This is a genomic window from Streptomyces sp. NPDC058678 (assembly GCF_042714835.1).
In the GTDB taxonomy this organism is placed as follows: Bacteria; Actinomycetota; Actinomycetes; order Streptomycetales; family Streptomycetaceae; genus Streptomyces.
The window spans coordinates 128307-146922 of the sequence record NZ_JBHXSG010000020.1 but is presented as its reverse complement, the minus strand read 5'-3'; the positions used below and the strand labels follow the sequence as shown (position 1 = coordinate 146922).

The window sequence follows — 18616 nt, the reverse complement described above, 5'->3', positions numbered from 1 at the left end:
GCGGCCAGGCCCTCGTCCTGGAGATGGACGTCGCCGACGCGGACTCCGTCAACGCCGGTGTCCGCAAGCTGGTCGACGCCTACGGCTCGCTCGACATCCTGTGCAACAACGCCGGCCTGATGCCCGTCTCCAACATCGACGAGTTCAAGACCGACGAGTGGGACCGCATGGTCGACGTCAACATCAAGGGCATCCTCAACGCCACCGCCGCCGCGCTCCCCCACATGATCGAGCAGCACTCCGGCCACATCTTCAACACCTCCTCCATCGCCGGACGCAAGCCGTCCGGCCCCGGCTTCACGGTCTACTCCGCCACCAAGTACGCCGTCACCGCCTTCTCCGAGGGCCTGCGCATGGAGGTCGGCAAGAAGCACAACATCCGCGTCACCTCCATCCAGCCGGGCGCGGTGGCCACCGAACTCGCCGACTCCACCAGCGATCCCGCCGTGCGCCAGATGCTGCACGACAGCGCGGTCGAGCTGCGGGCCATCGACCCTTCCGAGGTCGCCGATGCCGTTCTCTTCGCAGTTCAGGCGCCCGACCACGTCAACCTCGCGGAGCTGTTCATCCTGCCCACCGCGCAGGCATAACCCTTGCAGGCGCCTCAACGCCGTGGAGTCGCACCATGATCGTCCATTGCTCCCTCTGGAAGTTCAAAGAAGGCACCCCGCAGTCCGTCGTCGAGGAGGCCGTCCGCGAATGGCGCGCGCTCCTCGGCGGCGTCCCGTCGATCCGCAGAATCGAAGTCGGGCCGGATCTCGGCGATTGGCCCGAGAACTACGACATCGCGGCGCTGGTGTACTTCGACTCGGCCAAGGGCTACGAGGAATACCGTGACGACCCAGTACACCTGGAGTTCGGCTACAAGTATCTCGTGCCGCACGTCGAGGACCTTCACATGCGAGCCGCCGTGCAGTTCGAACTGCCCGCCGCCGAAGGCTCCGCCCACGGGTGATCGTCGGAGGCCGCACCGTAGCGCGGGCCGTGGCCGAGCGGGAAGAGCGAGTCTGCCACGTGCCGGCGTACGTCGGGGTAGCCCTGCTCGACCTGCTTCATCGAACGGGGAAGTGGGAACGGCAGGTTCCCGTGAGTCAGGGCGCGTCCGAACAGGACGTCGAGTACCGCCTCGTCACCGGCCCCGAAGCATGCGACCAGGGCTGCAGCCCGGTCGGCTATCTCGGGTATGACAGCCGGGCGCTTTAGATGGATGACGACCACAGTCGGCACCGTGTCCAGGAGCGCCAGGAGGTTCTTCAACTCATCCTCGGGGAAGTCGAGGCGGCCGGCGTAGAAGAAGGACTCGAACGCTCCGGGGCGCGGTTCGTACGGGGTGTTCAGGCGCAGCACTGCCAGGTCGTCGTCGGTGAGGTCGGCGTGGGCGGCGGCGACAGGGGGGTCGAGGTTGCGGACGCACAGCCGAGGTCGGCCGGTGAGCGGCAGCAGCGGCTCGGCTCCCGAAGCGCCGTCCTCGAGCACGGTGATTGAGCGGCGTTGGGCGTCCGCTCCGGCGGCACGGAAGTCGGCTCGGCCCACGATGTTCTCAGCCGCGTCGACGTCGACGTAGCGGCGCTCATCGAAAAGCCCCAGGCGGAACTTCTCCGCGAGCAGGCGGGCGACGGACATTTCGATGCGGGACTCCGGCAACCGTCCGGCGTGCACGAGGTCCACGACCAGCTCGGTGCAGTGCTCGCCGCCGAACTGGTCGACACCGACGTCCAGGGCCTTCAGCAGCCGCTGCGACGGGGAGAGGTGCTCGACGCCCCAGGCGCGGGCGGGGTGCGGCTCCCCCATGATGTCGCTTTCCGTGATCAGACCCCAGTCGGCGACCACGAGGCCAGCGAAGCCGAGTTGCTCGCGCAGCAGGCCCGTGATGACGTCCTTGTTGAAGTCGAATCCGACCTCCTCGTAGGCCTGGCCGACAGGCATGCCGTAGTACGGCATCACCTGGGTGGCGCCGGCGGTGATGGCCGCCTTGAACGGCTGAAGGTGGTAGTCGAAGAAGCCGCCCGGATAGACCTGTTCCTTGCCGTAGGCGAAGTGCGGGTCCTCGCCGTCCTTTTGCGGACCTCCGCCCAGGAACGGCACATCATGCCGACGGATGCCGCCAAGCCGGACGTGCAGACTCCGCGCACGCGCCCTGCCCATGGCAGACCCCGGAGTCGACGACCTCAGGTAGGGCGCGGTCGCGGCCACTCCCACCACCATCCGGCGTGTGATCACGGGCGGGGTACCCTCACTACCCCGGTGGCCGGGCGGCCTCAGGACGCACCCGAGGCCCATCGTGCCGTCAGCACTCCGGCGGCGCGTCGGAGTCATGCCGAAGGGCTGCGGCAACACGGGGGCGGCCCCGCACAAGCCGGCCGGCGAGACTTCCGAGGCGGCGGCAGTCATCCCCCGGGCGCCAATCCACAGGTCTCGCCAAGGCGTGGCACAGAAAGCTCCAGGCAAACCCGACAGGATCGAAACATGTCTGCCACTTCCGGAAGCCACGAGGACCTGATCCGCGTACTGATCGTCGATGACGAGCCCGGGCTCGTCGAGACGCTGTCCGTTGCCGTCAGCGAGGCGGGCTGGCGGCCCTACGTGGCGGCCGACGGGGAGAGCGCGCTGCGCACCGCACGCGGCTGCGCACCGCACGCCGTCGTCCTGGATGGAATGCTGCCCGGCCTGGACGGCGTCCAGGTGCTCCGGCGTCTGCGCTACGAGAATCCCCACCTGCCCGTTCTCATGCTCACCGCCCGGGACGCGCTGGAGCACCGGATCGACGGCCTCTCCGCGGGTGCGGACGACTATGTGACGAAGCCGTTCTCGTTGGAGGAGGTCGTGCTGCGGCTGCGCGGTCTGCTGCGCCGGGCCGGTGTCGAGGACGCGAAGACCGACAAGTCCGTCCTGACCGTCGGGGATCTGGTCCTGGTCGAGAAGACGCGGGAGGCGCACCGCGACGGGGCGCCCATCGAACTGACCGCCAAGGAGTTCGACCTGCTGTGGCTGCTGATGAGCCACCCGCGCCAAGTGCTCAGCAAGGCCCAGATCCTCGACCTCGTGTGGAGCAGTTCCTTCGATGCCAGTGGAAACCTCGTGGAGGCGTACATTTCCAACCTGCGCAGGAAGATCGACAAGGGCCGTCCTCCGATGATCCGCACGCTGCGCAGGATGGGCTACACCATCAGGCCGGCCGGGGAGGACAGATGAGACCCCGGATGCCCGGACACTCCCTGCGCACACGCCTGCTGCTGTCCATCAGCCTCACACTCGCCGTGGTGTGCGCCGCGATGGCGCTCACGACCATCTACGCCCAACGCGCTTATCTGCTGGGCAACCTGGACCAGCGGGTCAGCGACGCCGCCGAGCGCAGCCAGGGCGGTCTCCAGCGCCGGACGGGGGACGCCACGGATCTGGGGTTCCTGAACGAGCGGGGGCAGCCGGCCGGCACGATCGCCGCCCGACTCGACGCCGAGGACGATGTCGTCGCCGCCGAGTACGTCGACCAAGACGCCGTGCCACAACCTCTCACGACGGCCCAGGTCGCCGCGCTGGACGGCATCCCCACGGACGGATCCCTCCACACCCGGGCCGTCCCCGGCTTGGGCACCTACCGTGTGACCGCCATCGACGGCGAGGGCCTGCCCGTCCTCGTCGGCCTGCCCATGGACGATGTACAGGACATGATCAACGGCCTGGTCGCGGTCGAGGCCGGTGTGGCGGCCGCCGGGCTCGCCGTCGCCGGGTGCGTCTGCGCCATCGTCATCCGGCGCAAGCTCCGGCCGCTGAGCAGGGTGGCCGCAACGGCGGTCGGGGTCTCCCGTGCCCCGCTGGGCCATGGCAAGGTCACCGGGCTCCTCCGGGTGCCCGAACGCGACACCGACTCCAGGACCGAGGCCGGACAGGTGGGCGCCGCCCTCAATCGCATGATCGACCACGTCGAGTCCTCACTCGCCGAACGCCAGCGCACCGAGGAACGCATGCGCCGCTTCCTCGCCGACGCCAGCCACGAGTTGCGCACACCGCTCGCCTCCATCGTCAACTACGCGGCCCTGATGGACCGCGGCACCGACAAGATCGAACCAGCACTCGCCTGGCGCCGTGTCTCCGCCGAGTCCGTACGCATGACTGCTCTGGTGGAGGACCTGCTGCTGCTCGCCCGGCTCGACGAGGGACGGCCGCTCAAGCAGACAGAGGTGGATCTCACCACTCTGGTCGCCGAGGCCATGTGGGATGCGCGGGCCGGCAGCAGCGAACACGAGTGGCAGATCGAGGTGTTCCTCGACGCCCCCGCGGTGGTGATCGGCGACGCGGCACGACTGCATCAGGTGGTGGCCAACCTGCTGGCCAATGCCCGTACGCACACGCCGCCCGGAACCACGGTCACGGCCACCGTCGAGGCGACGGAGCGGTCGTGCGTCGTCCGGGTACGCGACGACGGGCCCGGCATCCCACCCGACCTCCTCCCCACGGTCTTCGAACGCTTCACCCGCGCCGACACCTCCCGCTCCCGCACCACCGGCGCGGAGGGCGGAACCGGCCTGGGACTGGCCATCGTCACCGCCATCACCTCGGCACACGACGGTCGCATCAGCGTCGAGAGCGAACCCTGCCGTACGGTGTTCACGATCGAACTACCGCCCGCAGCCACCTCCGAGACGCTGCCGCCGCAAGAAGGCTGAACCGCGCCCGGCCCGGGCCCCAAACAGCTCCAGGACCGCGCCAAGGCCCGGCGAATACTCGCCCACGAACTCTCAGCAATCTCACATACACCCAGGTCACCCCCCGGTTCCAGGACAGTCCACGCGACGTTGCCCAGCCCCTGGAAGCCCTAATTCAGTTTCAAATCAGGTTGCTCCGCCAGAGTCGTTCTCGCCCGGCCGTCCGACATGGACGCGCCAACGACGAAGGGAGCCGGCGACGATGTCCGATCTTGACACCAGGGAGTCCGCGGCGCACGAGCCGCAGTCACAGACCGGCCGCCGCGCTCACGCGAGCCGCCGCAACTTCATGCGGAAGGTCTTCTTCGCCAGCGGCGCCACGGCCGTCGCAACGATGGGCGGAGCCGGCGCCTGGGCCGCGCTGGCCGACGACACCACCGGCACGGCCGACGCCACCGCCTCCGCCACGCCCAGTGGGGCGCCCAGCGGCGGCCCGGACGGCGGCGCCGCCGGTCCCGGCACCCAATCGATCACCGAGGACTTCTTCGGTCTCACCACCGACGGCAAGCGGATCGATGACCTCTTCACGATCCACTCCACCGGCGTCCAGACCGCTCCGGTGATCGCCGCCGCGAACGCCTTCCTGGCCGGGCTCACCGACACTCAGAAGTCCTCGACACAGTTCACCGTCCACTCCACCGAGTGGCGGCTCTGGAGCAACATCGACTCCTACGATCGCCAGGGCGTCTCCCTCGCCGACTTGACGGATGACCAGAAGGCCCTGGGTACCGCGCTGTTGAAGTCCGCGCTCAGCGCCGACGGCCTGGAGACGACGGAAAAGATCCGAAAGATCAACCAGGCGGCCGGCGAGGCCATCGGCAACACGAACGCCTTCAATGAGGACGCCTTCTACTGGACCGTGATGGGCACCCCGTCCGACAGCGAGCCCTGGGGCTTCCAGTTCGACGGCCACCACCTGGTCATCAACTACTTCGTCCTCGGCGACCAGGTCGTCATGAGCCCCTGCTTCTGGGGCTCCGAGCCGACCTCCATGGAGATCGACGGCGAGACCGTCACCGTCTGCCACGAGGAGGTCGTCGCGAGCCTCGCCTTCATCAACTCCCTCACCGAGGCCCAGCAGGCCGTCGCCATAGAGTCCTCGACCAAGTCGAACGAGTCGATGAAGGCGGGCGCCTTCTCCGACAACGTGGTCCAGGCGTACACAGGCCTGCGCTGCAGCAAGCTGACTGCCGCCCAGAAGAAGAAGCTGCTCGGCATCGTCGAGGCGTTCGCCGGCCGCGCCAAGGCCGACGTCGCGAAGGCGCGGATGGCGGAGGTCCGCAAGCACCTCAACGACACATACGTCACCTGGGCAGGCGGCACCGGCGACGATGACGCCTTCTACGTCCGCGTGCACAGCCCTGTCGTCTGGGTCGAGGTTGACTGCCAGGGACCGGGACCGCTGGCAGGCGCGTACGGCGCGACCCAGGGCGGCTCCCCGACCCAGCTGCACGTCCACTCGATCATCCGAACCCCCAACGGCAACGACTACGGAAGGGAGCTCCTCAGGCAGCACTATCTGACGTCACCCCATCACAGGTGACCTGACATCCCGTCATCTCGCGGCCCCTTCATGTTCTTGTGGAGGGGCCACGTGCTGTGCCGGTACTGAGAGGCCCCCGTGCAGTTGGGACCGCGCAGCGATCCGCTGGCTCTGGCACGCAGCCAGCGCAGCCACCACATCGCCGAGAACTGCATCCACTGCCAGTTCGCGCCGACGGTGCAGGTAGGCCGGGTTCTGTGGCCTCAGAAGTCGGTGCCTCATCACCCTCGCATCATCGATGGCGATTTATTGCCCTAGCCGTCGTGACCAGTTCCCCGGACTGCGGCCCGAGCAATGTGCGCAAACTCCAAGCCGGACGCCATGCACGCCAGGCGCAGCCAGACGTTTTCCATGGTCGGTGGACCAGCATCGGTGCCACTTGCCCAGGATGCTGCTGGGGCCCTCGCTTCAGATCATGGGAGCTGGATGGTTCTCAATCCACGAGAGCCCTCCGAGGTCGAGGTGACAGCGGGCGCGCGTGACGGCTACATATGCGAGGCGCGCATCGGTTGTATTCACGGGTTCTGGGATTGGACGGCCCAGGTCGTCGAGGTCGTCGGTGTCTGGGGGCGGCGGGAAATCATCGGCGAACTTTACTTTGGGCCATTCTCGGCCTTTGGCCTTGTGAGCGGTGGAGACGGTGACGTCGGCCTGGCTCTCGTCGGTCAGCGCATCGACCGCAGCGATGATGGCCTCTGGGCCGTAGGTGTCGACGAGTTCCACGAACGGCTGCAGGTCACGACCGGCCGGATCGTGCTCGGCGTAGTCCTGCAACTCGCCCCACGAGGCGAAGAGCACCAGTTCGGGGTGTGACGTGCGCCGTCCGCCCTTGAGGTCCCGGGCAGCAAGAGCCAGCGCAACGAGCGTTTGGCCTCCCCGAGCCAGGGCGACGCGGTGGCCGCTCGAGAGCAGTCTCATGACCTCCGTCATGGCCCCGATGTTGGTACGGCACAGCACGGCGTCCGGAGAGCTGACCAGGCCGATTTTCGTGGAGATCGTGTCGTTGACCCTGAATTCCGGCAGCTTTTTTGCCGTTTCCCCGAGAAATCGCACCTCTACGTGCGGAAGGTGTCGTCAGAGCCAGCCGCCGAGCGTGATCAGCCCGCGGTGCACCAACGGCTCAACGTAGGGGTTGGGCCGGAGCGAAGGGCCGTACGCCAACTCCGCCACGTCCATGCGCCAAGGCGTACGCCGGTGGTCGAGGAACCGAAGGTCGGCGATACAGTCAGCGACTTCGTCGACCGAATACCTGCGGCGCAGAAACCAGTCCGAGGCACACACGGAGGCCGCCACCCGCAGCGAGTCGGTCCATGGCCTTCTGCCCTTCCTCTGCCGTGTGGAGGTGCCCCTGGGAGAGCGCACGGCGTACCGCAGGAGGGGATCACCCCGCCGGATCATCGACGGAGACAGGAGCGGAATCAGCACGGCTGCCAGCGCCACGAGCTGCCTGTCCTCGTGCGTGGGCGTCCCATCGAGCCATGCGTTGACACGGGCCTGCAAGACCAGAACGGAGTCGTCACTCACCGGCACCGGCTGGCACATGCTCAGCGGGAAGCCGCAAGGTTCCCCGAGGTCGTAACTCCACTCACCCTCGTCGGTCCAGTTCTCACAGATTCGCTCGGGCGGCGCGTCATGCCGGAACTGGACTGTGTCCCAGCAGGCCTGGCACTCCGTCACCATGTACACAGCGTGGTCAACGCACGCGAACGACCAGGGAAGTTTCCACCGCAGAAGCCAGCGCGGACCGTCGTCGCCCCGCAGACACTTCGGGCACCAACGTGCCTGCGAGTGGTGGAACCACGCCCCCTTGTGCCATTGCTGAACCGCCACACCGTCGGTCGAGAACAACGGCAGATGCGGTAGGGCGTTGCCGGCGTAGCGGCCCAGGGTCATCGCGTGCAGGCGTTCGGTGTCGATCCCGGTCAGCTTCTCCATACGCCGAACGACGGGATCGGACAAACGAAGTTCGGCCCCAGAGAGGCCGCCGAGCCGATCGAGGTAAAGCTCCCGGAGAAGCGGCTTCATCTCGAAACCCTGTTGGTGGGCGAGCGCACCGACCCAGCTGGTCAGGGACTCCCCGGGAATCGGCTGAACCACCGGGCCGGCCAGGGTGCGGCGCGGTTGGCCACGCTTCTGCGCCGTCTTCTTCGCAGTACTCACGAGGCGAATCCTGCGACAGGTGCACCCTGACGAACCGTGGCTTGTGAGCGGACCACCGATGTGGGTGATTCAAAAATGCCCGCGTTTACGAAGCCCGGTCCGTCGAGTGTCACCCATCCGGATGCGTGGGAGTGTTATTCGAATAACATTACGGGATGGTTGACGCATGGACGATGCCCACTCGGACGGCTGTGACGTCGTACGTCCCGTCATCATCGATTCCCGGAAACGCCTGCTTCTCCTCATCCCGTCCACGCCCGACAGCGAAGACTGCTGGACCCTGCCCACCATCCCCATGCGCCCCGGTGAGACCATCCGCCGCGCGGCAACCCGGCATCTGCGCCGCGACGTTCATCTCCCCGCGCTTCGTATCCCGCCCCTCATCGGCCGGCTCTCCCGCAGAGACGCACCGGAGGGCGTCCAGTACGTCGTCGTCGTGCGCCCTGCGGCAGAAAGCTGGTCGCCGTACGTCCGCTTCGCGCTCGCCCCGGAAGCCCAGTGGTGGACGACGACCGAGCTGCGGTCAGCCCAAGTGATGGTCGAGCCCGCAGAATTGCTCGACTTCATGGACGGCTACTGGGACGGGTGGCTCCCGGACGGAGAGGTCTCGCTCGAGTGAGAGTCCCGGCCTCGGCATGCCCGGGGACTGAGCCCGCTGGACCCAACGTCTCGGACCACCCGAACCCACCGCAGGAGTACGAACAGTGACCGTGCACGCCATCGAGATCACCCTGACCCGCTCCATCGACGCCGTGGAGTTGAGGGCCGCACAGCAGGAAAGCGCCCTGCTCATGGCGGCTGCCGACGACCGGAAACGGCTCGTCGTCCTTGTGTCAGCCAAGAACGAAGGCAGAGCCATAAGAAAGATCTGGAAGCGACTGGCGGACGTGCTCCCCATCGACGTGCTCTGCGGCCTGTTCCCAGGTCCTGACGGCAAGTACCTCATGAGCATCCCGATGAGCGAGGAACTTCACGAGCGGATCCGGAACTGCGCGGCAGTCGAGCAGAAGACCCCGGAGGAGTACCTCCAGGAAGCAATCGCGCAAGCACTGGCCCGTGACCGGTCCACCCGCCGAGCACAGCTGGAGTGCTCGCTGAACGAGCTGCTGCGGACCTACAGCCCTGGAGAGATCACCGGGGCGGCGGCTCGGAGGATCACGGGATGACGTGTTCGGTCGGCGGTACTTAAGGCTGTTGCGTCTCCACAGCCAAGCGAATCGCCTCGCGAATGCCAAGGTCCACGGTTCCGTCTTGCGCCAAGCCGGAGAAGTGCCGCGCAGAGCGCGGGTGATCACGTAGAACCGCTGCAATGAGTTGCGCTGCCTGGCCCGACAGAGACGCAGCCAGGGCGCGATTCGGTCTTGGGCGCTCCACTGGTCCCACGCGGCGTCCCAGATGCACATCGTGCGGGCAGCCTCGTCTAGAAGTTGCTCCCTTGAGGGTTACGGGACAACCAAGGGCCTGCCTTCAGTTGGTGGAGGCCAGGGCCGTTGAGACGGTGCCCTCAACGGGACCGTGGCCTGTTCGCGACATGCGCAGACCATTGTCTCCGGATCAATGCTGAACGCGGTTGGTCAGCTTGTTCTCATCGGGATCGGTAGCCCGCTCTGCGGGCGCGGTCGACTCGTCCGACGGCGCCGGTCATGTTCAGGCGGTACTGGATCATCTTCTCGCTGACGCCGAAGCGTGCTGCGGCTTCGGGCTTTGTGAAACGTCCCCTTGCGATGGCGAGGGTCGCGTCCTCCGGGACGAGCAGGGCCCCGGCGAGGAACTGTGCTTCATCCTCGATGTCCTGATCCCAGAGACGGCAACCGCGGTCGTCCAATGCCGGGGTGGGGCGGTGATGAAGGAGGCCGTGTGAGGCTTCGTGAGTGATGTTGCTGCTGATCCTGCCGTTGGAGTGGCCGTCGTTGTGCACGATGGTCCGCCTCGATCCCGCGAAGACGGTGACCGCGGAGAAGGAGTCGGGCTCCTCGTTGAGCAAATGGTTGGCGCCGCGTGACGTTGGGGCCATGGTGGAGAGCGGGATGACGGGTATCGCCAAGTGATCTGCGAGGACGAAGGGGTCGAGACGGTCGAGAGCTCCGAGGTGGAGCTCTGACCGAACTTCGAGGGCGAGAGAGTTGGCTTCGGTCTTGAAGCCCCGTCGATACGCCATGGTGCCTTAGTCCTTTTGACGCAGCCGTTCGTAAGTGATCTTGATGATTTCCTCCAGCGCGGCGGCCGACTCCGGGGAGAGGTTGCGGTCGCTGCGGAGGTACGTGGAGATCATTGCCAGCGGCTCCGCCGCCGGCCGGTCCTCGTCCTCGGAACGGACGAAGTCGTCCGCGTCGAGACCAGACCACGCGCACAGTGCCGCGAGCCCATCCACGTCCGGTCGTTTGCCCTGGGCCATCCGGGTCAGGGTAGAAGCGCTCACCCCTGAACCCGCAGCCACCTGCTTCCAGTTGAGCCCTCGTGCGACCCGTGCGGCGTCCAGGGCCGCATAGAAGCCCTCAGCATCGAACCATCCCTTTTTACCCATTGGAGTCTCCTGCCGATTGCAATATCGCAATCGAGCGTCTATGTTGATACTGTTCGACTCTAGCAATCGAACGCCGATGGTGCAATTTTGATCAAGGAGCGTTGAGTATGAGCAGCACAGTAGAGCAGGCAGATCCGCAGACACCGGGCAAGGGACACACGGTCACCATCACGGTCAACAACAAGGCCGTAGAGGTCACCGGCCCGAGAGTCACCGGCCTGCAGATCAAGGAGGCCGCCATCGCCCAGGGCGTGCAGATCGAGCCGGACTTCCAGCTCTCCCAGGAGCTGCCGTCAGGCGAAACCCGCATCGTCGGCGACACCGATGTGGTGACGGTGAACAAGAACTCCGTCTTCACCGCCGTCGCCGGCGACGACAACTCCTAACGACGTCACAGCATGACTCCCGCGGTGAGTAAGGCGATCGACGAGGTGCGCGCCGCCTTCCCGGACGCAGCAGTCCGCGTCCGGGAAGAGTCGGACGGCGGCGCAGTCGTCTTGGTCGAGAACGTCGATCCCGGCGCGCAGTACCAGCAGAGATCCACCTGGATCGGTTTCCGGATCACGTTCCAGTACCCGTACTCGGACGTCTACCCCCACTTCGTACGCGGGGACCTCGCTCGTGTCGACGACGCTCCCCTTGGAGAGGCCATGACCGCGACCGTCTTCGAGGATCGTCCCGCAGTGCAGATCTCCAGGCGTTCCAACCGACTGAACCCCGCCACCGACACCGCCGTCCTCAAACTCCACAAGGTGCTGACATGGCTCCGCACGCGATGACCGGCCCCTGGACGCTGCGCATGCCTGCCGCCATGGCGGCCACACTCCGCGAGCACCTGTTCCCCGGCGACGGCGATGAGCACGGCGCTGTGATAGGAGCGAGCGTCGTCACCACTGCTCGCGGTACCCGCCTGCTCGCACGCAGGCTGTACCTGGCCGAGGACGGTGTCGACTATGTGGCTGGACAACGCGGCTACCGAATGTTGACCGCCACGTTCGTACGTGACCGCGTCCGAGACTGTCGAACTCAAGGGCTCGCCTACCTGGCCATTCACTGCCACGGCGGAACCACACGCGTGGGCTTCTCCGGCACAGACCTCGCATCTCACGAACGCGGCTACCCCGCCCTGCGCGACATCCTCGGCTCGACTCCGGCTGGAGGCCTGGTCTTCGCCACCGATGCGGTCGCGGGAGACCTGTGGTTGCCCGACGGCGGGCGTGCGGAACTCGAGCGGGGTGTGATCACTGGATGGCCGATCAAGAACCTGCACCCTGAACCCCCGCCTTCTCCGACCTCAGATCCAACGTACGACCGTCAGAGCCGCGTCTTCGGGGACCGGGGGCAGGCCATCCTCGCAGCGCAAAAAGTGGCCGTCATCGGTGCCGGAGGGGCAGGCTCCCTCGTCATCGAGTACCTTGCCCGCCTCGGAATCGGCGAGGTCGTGATCGTTGATCCCGACCGGGTGGAGCGGTCCAACCTGCCCCGCCTTGCCGGAGCCCGGGCCCGCGACGCCCACTCGTGGATGACCGACCTTGCCAGGCCGAGATGGCTCCGGGTCCTGGGGCACAGGTACGCCACTCCGAAAGTGAAAGTGGCCCGTCGCGTGGCATGTCAGGCAAACGGCCGCATCCGCGTCCGCGCGCTGCAGGCGGACGTCACGCAGAACGCGATTGCCACGAGCCTCGTCGACTGCGACTACATCTTTCTTGCCGCCGACTCGATGCAGGCGCGACTCGTTGTCAACGCACTCATCCACCAGTACCTGATCCCTGGCGTACAGGTCGGCGCGAAAGTCCAGGTCGGACCCGGAGGAGTTGTTACCGACGTCTTCAGCGTTGTGCGGCCGGTCGCCCCCGGGTTCGGATGCCTCTGGTGTAACGAATTGCTCAGTCCGGCCAAGCTTCAGGAAGAGGCTCTTACGGCTGAACAGCTTCGCCAGCAGCGGTATGTCCAGGATGAAGCCGTCCACGCTCCCAGCGTCATCAGCCTCAATGCAGTCGCTGCGGCCCACGCAGTCGACGACTACCTGCACGCCGTGACTGGCCTTCTGCCCACCACCTATGAGCCGCGCTGGCGCCGATTCCACCCCCTGGTGTCGACCGCACCTCAACGCGTCCGATGCGACGTTCCCCGGGTTGGGGCGGACTGTACTGAGTGCTCGGATACGGGCCGCCTAGGCCAAGGGCACAACACCCCGCTGCCAACCAAGTAGGTGGCATTGCTCACAAGCCGGTCGTTGCAAGCGACGAGTGTGGGCAGGGGGCGACGATGATCGTGGGCGCGGTCGTGCAGGCCGGCGCAGTCTGACCCGGTCGACGTCGCCACCTGCGCGGTGGGAAACGATCATCATCGTCGCGGGAAACGATCTTTGGGCGGTCTGCATTACTGCTGACCAGCCCATTTCGTCGGTTCCCCACAGCGAAGAACCGATGAACGGGTCTTCACCAGTGACGAAAGTCACGGTGAGGACCCGTTTCTCGTTGTGGTGGCGAGGGTCCCGCGGTGAGGTATCTCACGGTCTCTCGCGGTCGCGATCGGGATCGACGACCGGTCAGTGCTGGGTCCGGCCTCAGCCGTTGGTGCGCAGGTTTCGTAGGACGGCTTCCGCCTCGGGGCGTGTCCTTCCGGCGGCGAGCAGGACGGTCGTGGCGGCGGCGGGGGCGGAGATCTCCCAGGTCTCGTCGTTCACCGACTCCAGCATCGAGACGACGACCGACTCCAGTACGTGGGCCAGCACCGGCGCGGGCAGATGGTCGGCGAACACCCCGTCCCGCTGTCCCTGCGCGAGCAGCTCACCGGCCAGGTCCCGTACGGGGGTCAGGGCGCCGCGGATGTCGCCGTCGAGGTCTCGGCGGCCGAGCGCGATCAGCATGCGGAAGCGGTCGCCGATGCCCCAGACGGCCAGGATGTAGCGGGCCAGGGCCAGATCGGAGGGCTCGGCGGGGTTGCGCTCCTCGACGAACGCCTGCCGGAGCGACTCCACCGCGTCGTCGGCCAGGGCGTTGACGAGTTCCTCCCGGCTGGCGAAGTGGCCGTAGAGGGTGCGGCGGGCGACGCCTGCGGCGCGGGCGATGTCGTCGATGGTCGTTTCCGGGTCCGCGCTCAGCGTCTCGCGTGCCGCGTCCAGAATGCGTCGCCGGTTCGCCTGCGCGTGCCGCCGGCGGGGCGCCGCCTTCGCGCTCTCGGTCATCGCGTGCTCCTCATGTTGCTCCGGCGAAGACTTGCACACGGAGGAGGGCCGGGGACGGGAGGGGCTCAGGGTGGGCGGGCTGCCTGGTCGGCCGGTTGAGGCGGCCTGTCCGAGTCTCTTGGCCGGGGTGGCCCTCGGGGTTGCGGTTCTTGTTCTTGCCATTCGTGAAGCAGTCCTGGCGAGCGGCCGGGTGGGGGAGGTGTCCCGCCCCCCTCCCGGCCCGCAGGCCTACGCCGCGAGGCGCTCGGCCACTTCCTTGGCCTTGGCGGACGCGTCCTGGAGGGCGCGCTCGCGGGAGGCCTCGAAGAGGGGGACCAGCTCGGTCATCGCCGGGTTGTGCGGGGCCATCGTGAGCTCCGGGACGATGAAGTGCAGGTCCACGGCGAGGGTGTCGGTGAAGATCGCCTTCAGGTAGGTCTGCACGTACTCGTAGCCCTCGCGCGGGGTGCCCGGCGCGTACGAGCCGCCGCGGCTGGCGACGACGGTGACCGGGGTGCCCTTGACCTTCGAGTCCTCGGTCATGGCGGTGCGGCCGATGAGGACCACGTTGTCGAGCCAGGCCTTGAGGGTCGACGGGATCGAGAAGTTGTACATCGGGGCGCCGATCAGCACCGCGTCCGCCTGCTCCAGTTCCTCGATCAGCTGCACGCGCGCGGCGAAGGCGTCCGCCTGCTCCGGGCTGTGCGCGGCGGGGTCGGCGAAGCCGGCGGTGTGGGCGTCGGCGGTGATGTGCGGGACGGGGTTCGCGGCGAGGTCGCGGTAGATCACCGTGCCCTCGGGGTGCTGCTCCTCCCAGGCCTTGCGGAACGCGTCCGTCACGGCACGGGACGTGGAGGCGCCGGCGGGGAAGACGGAGGAGTCGATGTGCAGGAGCGTGGCCATGGGGTCTCCAGGGGCGGTGGGAAAGCCCACGGGACGCTCGTTCCGCGGGCTGCTGATTCGTACTCGACTATGGATAACACAGTCACTTACTTTTTTTCACCTACATGCGGAAAGGCAGTACCCTGAGGGCATGGCGGTCGAGCGGACTCATGACCTGGCGGCGTGCAAGCAGGTCGACGACGGCATCACGCGCGTCTTCCAACTGCTCGGTAAGCGGTGGACAGGCCCGATCGTGTCCGTCCTCGTCAACGGCGGACCCGCGTACTTCGTCGACCTGCGCCGGGCCGTTCCCGGCATCAGCGAGCGCATGCTCTCCGACCGCCTCACCGAACTCGGTGCGGCGCGCCTGGTGGTGCGCGAGGTCGACGAGGGACCGCCGCTGCGGGTGTCGTACCGGCTGACGGCGGCCGGGGCCGCGCTGGCTCCGGCGCTGCGACTGCTCGGGGACTGGGCGAAGGAGCATCTGCCGGAGGGGGAGCGGCCGACGGGATGCTGATGGCGTCCTGCCGGTGCGGGGCGCAGTGGTGCCGGTGTGGTGCCGGCGGGGCGGGTGTGGTGCCGGTGTGGCGTCGGGCGGTGTGGTGCCGGCCGGTGTGGTGTCGGCGCGCTGCGGGCTCGGCGTTTTCCACAGTTGTGGAGTTGTCCACAGGGTCTGACGCGTTTCGGCCACCCGCTGTACGGTCGGCACGAGTTGATGTTCGTGCGGGTGCGGGGGAGGCGGTCGCTGTGACCGAGTTCGGTGCGGAAACGGTTGTCGGGGACGCTGTCCCCACTCAGCAGGCGGAGAAGAAGGCCGGTGGCGCCCGTCGGCTCCCCCGGGTCCCCGGCTTCGCCGACTGGCCCGCCGAGGGCACGCCCAAGGAAGAGGGCAAGGCGCTGCGGCGAAGCGTCCCGCGCAGCGCGCACGCCGCGCTCGACCTGGACGGCGACCGGCCCGACGCGGTGAGCGCGGTCGAGGAGTCCGGCCGGGGTCGTATCCCCGAGCTCACGCCGATCCGGGTCGGCCGGATGGCGGCCACGCCCTTCGCCTTCCTGCGCGGTTCGGCCGGTCTCATGGCCTACGACCTGGCGCGTACCCCCATGACGAGGATCCGCGCCCAGATCTGCGGCGACGCCCACGCCGCCAACTTCGGTCTCTACGGCGACGCGCGCGGCGGCCTGGTCATCGACCTGAACGACTTCGACGAGACCGTGAACGGCCCCTGGGAGTGGGACCTCAAACGGCTCGCCGCCTCCCTCGTGCTCGCCTCACGTGAGGCCGGCGCCGACGAGGACATCTGCCGCAAGGCCGCGCGCGACGCGGCGGGCGCCTACCGCCGCACCATGCGGCTGCTGGCCGGGCTTCCGGTCCTGGACGCGTGGAACGCCATCGCGGACGAGGAACTGGTCTCCCACACCGACGCCCACGACCTGCTCGGCACCCTGGAGCGGGTCTCCGAGAAAGCGCGGGCCAACACCAGCGGGCGGTTCGCCGCGAAATCGACGGAGTCGACCGAGGACGGTGGCCGCCGCTTCGTCGACGCCGCGCCGGTGCTGCGGCGCGTCCCGGACGCGGAGGCCGCGGCGGTGGCCGCGTCCCTGGAGGGGTATCTGACCTCGCTCTCCGAGGACCGCCTCCCCCTGCTGGCCCGCCACGCGGTGCACGACGTCGCCTTCCGCGTCGTCGGCACGGGCAGCGTCGGCGCCCGGTCCTATGTCGTCCTGCTCCTCGACCACCGCGGTGAACCACTCGTCCTCCAGGTCAAGGAAACCCGCGCCTCGGCGCTGGTGCCGCATCTGGTGAGTGCCGGGTTCGAGGCGCCGGAGGTCGGCCACGAGGGCCGGCGGGTGGTCATGGGGCAGAAGCGCATGCAGGTGGTCAGCGACATCCTGCTCGGCTGGACCTCGGTCGACGGGCTGCCCTTCCAGGTACGGCAGTTCCGCAACCGCAAGGGCAGCGTCGACCCGGCAGCCCTCGCCGCCGACCAACTGGACGACTACGGCCGGATGACCGGCGCGCTCCTGGCCCGCGCGCACGCGCACAGTGCCGACCCGCGCCTGATCGCCGGTTACTGCGGCAAGAACGAGGAGCTCGACGAGGCGATCACCGCGTTCGCCGTCGCCTACGCCGACCGCACGGAGGCGGACCACGCACAGCTGGTGGCTGCGGTGCGCTCGGGGCGGATCGCCGCGGAGCTGGGGGTGTGAGGAGGCGGGTGCGCTACGGAATGGGGGGACGGGGGCGCTTCGGGAGTGAGGACGGGTCTTCTTCGGGGGTGAGACGGGTGTGCTTCTGGCGTGTGGACGGGTGCGCTCTCGGTCGTCGCTCACTGTCGTGAGGACGGTGTGCTCGGGGAGCTTCTTCCGCCGTGGCCTACGCTGGTCGGGTGACGACCCCGGAAGCTGAACAGGGTGGTGTCGCCGGTGAGGACCGGCCGACGCCGGACGCCGGTGTGCCCCGGCCCGAGGAGCGGCTGGAACGGGCCGTACGGGCCGCCGAGCAGGCGTTGATCGAGTACGAGATCGCGGTGGAGACCTTCCGTATCGAGGTCGAGAACTTCTCCCGGCTGCACCACCAGAAGCTGGGCCCGATGTACACCCGCCTCGATGAGCTGGACGCCCAGATCGCCGAGGCCCGGGCCGCCCGCACCGGCGACCCCGAGGACCTCCGCAAGGCGGACGAGGCGCGGGCCCGGGTCATGCCGATGCCCGGTGTCGAGGAGCTCTTCCACGGCTGGATGGACGGCGAGGGGCTGTTCCCGGAGGCCGAGGCGATGCTCAACAATCAGCCGGTACAGCCCCCGCAGCGGGTGCGGCCCCGTGAGGAGGTCCGCAAGCTCTACCGCGAGCTGGCCCGCAAGGCCCACCCCGACCTCGCCCAGGACGACACGGAGCGGTCGCGGCGCGAGGAGTTCATCACCCGGGTCAACGCCGCCTACGCCCGTGGCGACGAGATGCTTCTGCGGGAGCTGGCCGAGGAGTGGGCCGCCGGGCCGAAGCCCCCGGAGCAGGGGCCGACTCCCAGCGAGGAGCTCTACGCCCGCCTCGAATGGCTCGCCCAGCGCAAGGAACTGCTCAGCGTGGTCGCCCGGGAACTGGAGGAGAGCGCGATCGGCTCGATGCTCCGGATGGCCCCGGAAGACCCGGACCGCCTCCTGGACGAGGTCGCCGAGAAGCTCCTGGCCGACGTCGCCGCGCGCGAGGCGGAACTGGCGGGGCTGGTCGGGTAGCGGGCGGCCGGACCGATGCGCGCCCGCGTCGGGTAGCGTCGGAGGTATGCAATTCGGAGCTGGTGTGCCCACGGTCGAGGTCACGGACCTCAAGGACAGTGACTTCCTGCTGGACGTCCGTGAGGACGACGAGTGGCAGGCGGGTCATGCCGCGGGGGCGCTGCACATCCCCATCAGCGAGTTCGTCGCCCGGTACGGCGAGCTGACCGAGGCCGCGCCGCAGGACGGCCGGGTCAACGTGATCTGCCGCTCCGGCGGGCGTTCGGCCCAGGTCGCGACGTACCTCGTCCAGCAGGGCATCGACGCCGCGAACGTCGACGGTGGCATGCAGGTCTGGGCCGCGACGGGCCGCCCCGTCGTGACCGACGAGGGACAGCCGGGCTTCGTCCTTTAGTCCTCTAGTCC

General features: G+C 68.0%; 20 protein-coding genes and 1 pseudogene. 14 read left to right on the top strand and 7 right to left on the bottom strand.

Annotated features, from left to right (window positions below; translation table 11 throughout):
- Positions 1–590, top strand: a 590-nt coding sequence (locus tag ACFWWR_RS20195; protein WP_384304562.1) for an SDR family oxidoreductase, incomplete at its 5' end; no start/stop codon positions are given.
- Between the two features lie 35 nt (positions 591–625).
- On the top strand, positions 626–955 hold the full coding sequence (locus ACFWWR_RS20190) for a Dabb family protein (RefSeq protein WP_384304559.1): 330 nt from the start codon (positions 626–628) through the stop codon (positions 953–955).
- Here ACFWWR_RS20190 and ACFWWR_RS20185 read toward each other — a convergent pair.
- The gene (locus ACFWWR_RS20185) at positions 895–2220 is read right to left on the bottom strand and encodes a glycoside hydrolase family 3 N-terminal domain-containing protein (protein ID WP_384304557.1); all 1326 of its coding nucleotides are present in this window, start codon (positions 2218–2220) and stop codon (positions 895–897) included. The genes ACFWWR_RS20190 and ACFWWR_RS20185 overlap by 61 nt on opposite strands.
- Before the next feature lie 246 nt (positions 2221–2466).
- On the opposite strand from ACFWWR_RS20185, the gene ACFWWR_RS20180 reads away from it, so the two are divergent.
- The 3 genes from ACFWWR_RS20180 to ACFWWR_RS20170 all read left to right on the top strand — a co-directional run bounded on the left by ACFWWR_RS20180 (position 2467) and on the right by ACFWWR_RS20170 (position 6246).
- A complete protein-coding gene (locus ACFWWR_RS20180; RefSeq protein ID WP_384304554.1) occupies positions 2467–3192 on the top strand; it encodes a response regulator transcription factor in 726 nt (241 codons plus the stop codon).
- An 8-nt stretch (positions 3193–3200) separates the two neighbouring features.
- Positions 3201–4664, top strand: a complete 1464-nt coding sequence (locus ACFWWR_RS20175) for a sensor histidine kinase (RefSeq protein WP_384304550.1) — start codon at positions 3201–3203, stop codon at positions 4662–4664.
- A 241-nt stretch (positions 4665–4905) separates the two neighbouring features.
- A complete protein-coding gene (locus tag ACFWWR_RS20170; RefSeq protein WP_384304548.1) occupies positions 4906–6246 on the top strand; it encodes a DUF3500 domain-containing protein in 1341 nt (446 codons plus the stop codon).
- 408 nt (positions 6247–6654) lie between these two features.
- Here the strand turns inward: ACFWWR_RS20170 and ACFWWR_RS20165 are convergent.
- A pseudogene (locus tag ACFWWR_RS20165) lies at positions 6655–7236 on the bottom strand (3'-5' exonuclease); the annotation flags it as partial.
- Positions 7237–7320: 84 nt separating this feature from the next.
- Positions 7321–8406 (bottom strand): TniQ family protein, encoded by a 1086-nt coding sequence (locus tag ACFWWR_RS20160; RefSeq protein ID WP_384304545.1) that lies wholly within the window; start codon positions 8404–8406, stop codon positions 7321–7323.
- 166 nt (positions 8407–8572) lie between these two features.
- On the opposite strand from ACFWWR_RS20160, the gene ACFWWR_RS20155 reads away from it, so the two are divergent.
- Together ACFWWR_RS20155 and ACFWWR_RS20150 are read left to right on the top strand one after the other, a co-directional pair.
- Positions 8573–9025: a hypothetical protein gene (locus ACFWWR_RS20155; RefSeq protein ID WP_384304542.1), complete on the top strand. Its 453-nt coding sequence runs from the start codon at positions 8573–8575 to the stop codon at positions 9023–9025.
- 85 nt (positions 9026–9110) lie between these two features.
- Positions 9111–9572 carry a hypothetical protein gene (locus ACFWWR_RS20150; RefSeq protein ID WP_384304539.1) on the top strand — a complete coding sequence of 154 codons (462 nt, stop codon included), beginning with the start codon at positions 9111–9113 and terminating at the stop codon, positions 9570–9572.
- Between the two features lie 419 nt (positions 9573–9991).
- Here ACFWWR_RS20150 and ACFWWR_RS20145 read toward each other — a convergent pair whose 3' ends face one another.
- Entirely contained in the window at positions 9992–10564 is a 573-nt protein-coding gene (locus ACFWWR_RS20145; protein ID WP_384304536.1) for an ImmA/IrrE family metallo-endopeptidase, read from the bottom strand.
- A gap of 6 nt (positions 10565–10570) precedes the next feature.
- Positions 10571–10930 (bottom strand): helix-turn-helix domain-containing protein, encoded by a 360-nt coding sequence (locus tag ACFWWR_RS20140; RefSeq protein ID WP_384304533.1) that lies wholly within the window; start codon positions 10928–10930, stop codon positions 10571–10573.
- Positions 10931–11037: 107 nt separating this feature from the next.
- Here ACFWWR_RS20140 and ACFWWR_RS20135 point away from each other — a divergent pair, with 107 nt between their 5' ends.
- Genes ACFWWR_RS20135 through ACFWWR_RS20125 form a run of 3 tightly spaced genes read left to right on the top strand, consistent with a single transcriptional unit; the run spans position 11038 to position 13142 of the window.
- Positions 11038–11316: a multiubiquitin domain-containing protein gene (locus ACFWWR_RS20135; protein ID WP_384304530.1), complete on the top strand. Its 279-nt coding sequence runs from the start codon at positions 11038–11040 to the stop codon at positions 11314–11316.
- A 24-nt stretch (positions 11317–11340) separates the two neighbouring features.
- Positions 11341–11709, top strand: coding sequence for a hypothetical protein (locus tag ACFWWR_RS20130; protein ID WP_384304527.1), 369 nt, complete (start codon positions 11341–11343; stop codon positions 11707–11709).
- Positions 11691–13142 (top strand): ThiF family adenylyltransferase, encoded by a 1452-nt coding sequence (locus tag ACFWWR_RS20125; RefSeq protein ID WP_384304525.1) that lies wholly within the window; start codon positions 11691–11693, stop codon positions 13140–13142. Before ACFWWR_RS20130 ends, ACFWWR_RS20125 begins: the two co-directional genes overlap by 19 nt.
- A 357-nt stretch (positions 13143–13499) precedes the next feature.
- Here ACFWWR_RS20125 and ACFWWR_RS20120 read toward each other — a convergent pair whose 3' ends face one another.
- Together ACFWWR_RS20120 and ACFWWR_RS20115 are read right to left on the bottom strand one after the other, a co-directional pair.
- Complete coding sequence (locus ACFWWR_RS20120; protein WP_384304522.1) at positions 13500–14120, bottom strand: TetR/AcrR family transcriptional regulator; 621 nt, start codon at positions 14118–14120, stop codon at positions 13500–13502.
- A gap of 228 nt (positions 14121–14348) precedes the next feature.
- Entirely contained in the window at positions 14349–15002 is a 654-nt protein-coding gene (locus ACFWWR_RS20115; protein ID WP_384304519.1) for an FMN-dependent NADH-azoreductase, read from the bottom strand.
- 130 nt (positions 15003–15132) lie between these two features.
- Between ACFWWR_RS20115 and ACFWWR_RS20110 the strand changes: the two genes are divergently transcribed.
- The 4 genes from ACFWWR_RS20110 (at position 15133) to ACFWWR_RS20095 (ending at position 18605) form a co-directional block, all read left to right on the top strand.
- Positions 15133–15498: a winged helix-turn-helix transcriptional regulator gene (locus ACFWWR_RS20110; protein ID WP_384304517.1), complete on the top strand. Its 366-nt coding sequence runs from the start codon at positions 15133–15135 to the stop codon at positions 15496–15498.
- Between the two features lie 230 nt (positions 15499–15728).
- Positions 15729–17189, top strand: a complete 1461-nt coding sequence (locus tag ACFWWR_RS20105; RefSeq protein ID WP_384304515.1) for a DUF2252 domain-containing protein — start codon at positions 15729–15731, stop codon at positions 17187–17189.
- Between the two features lie 179 nt (positions 17190–17368).
- Positions 17369–18211 (top strand): hypothetical protein, encoded by an 843-nt coding sequence (locus ACFWWR_RS20100; protein ID WP_383862188.1) that lies wholly within the window; start codon positions 17369–17371, stop codon positions 18209–18211.
- Between the two features lie 64 nt (positions 18212–18275).
- On the top strand, positions 18276–18605 hold the full coding sequence (locus ACFWWR_RS20095) for a rhodanese-like domain-containing protein (protein WP_383862501.1): 330 nt from the start codon (positions 18276–18278) through the stop codon (positions 18603–18605).
- Positions 18606–18616 lie beyond the last annotated feature (11 nt).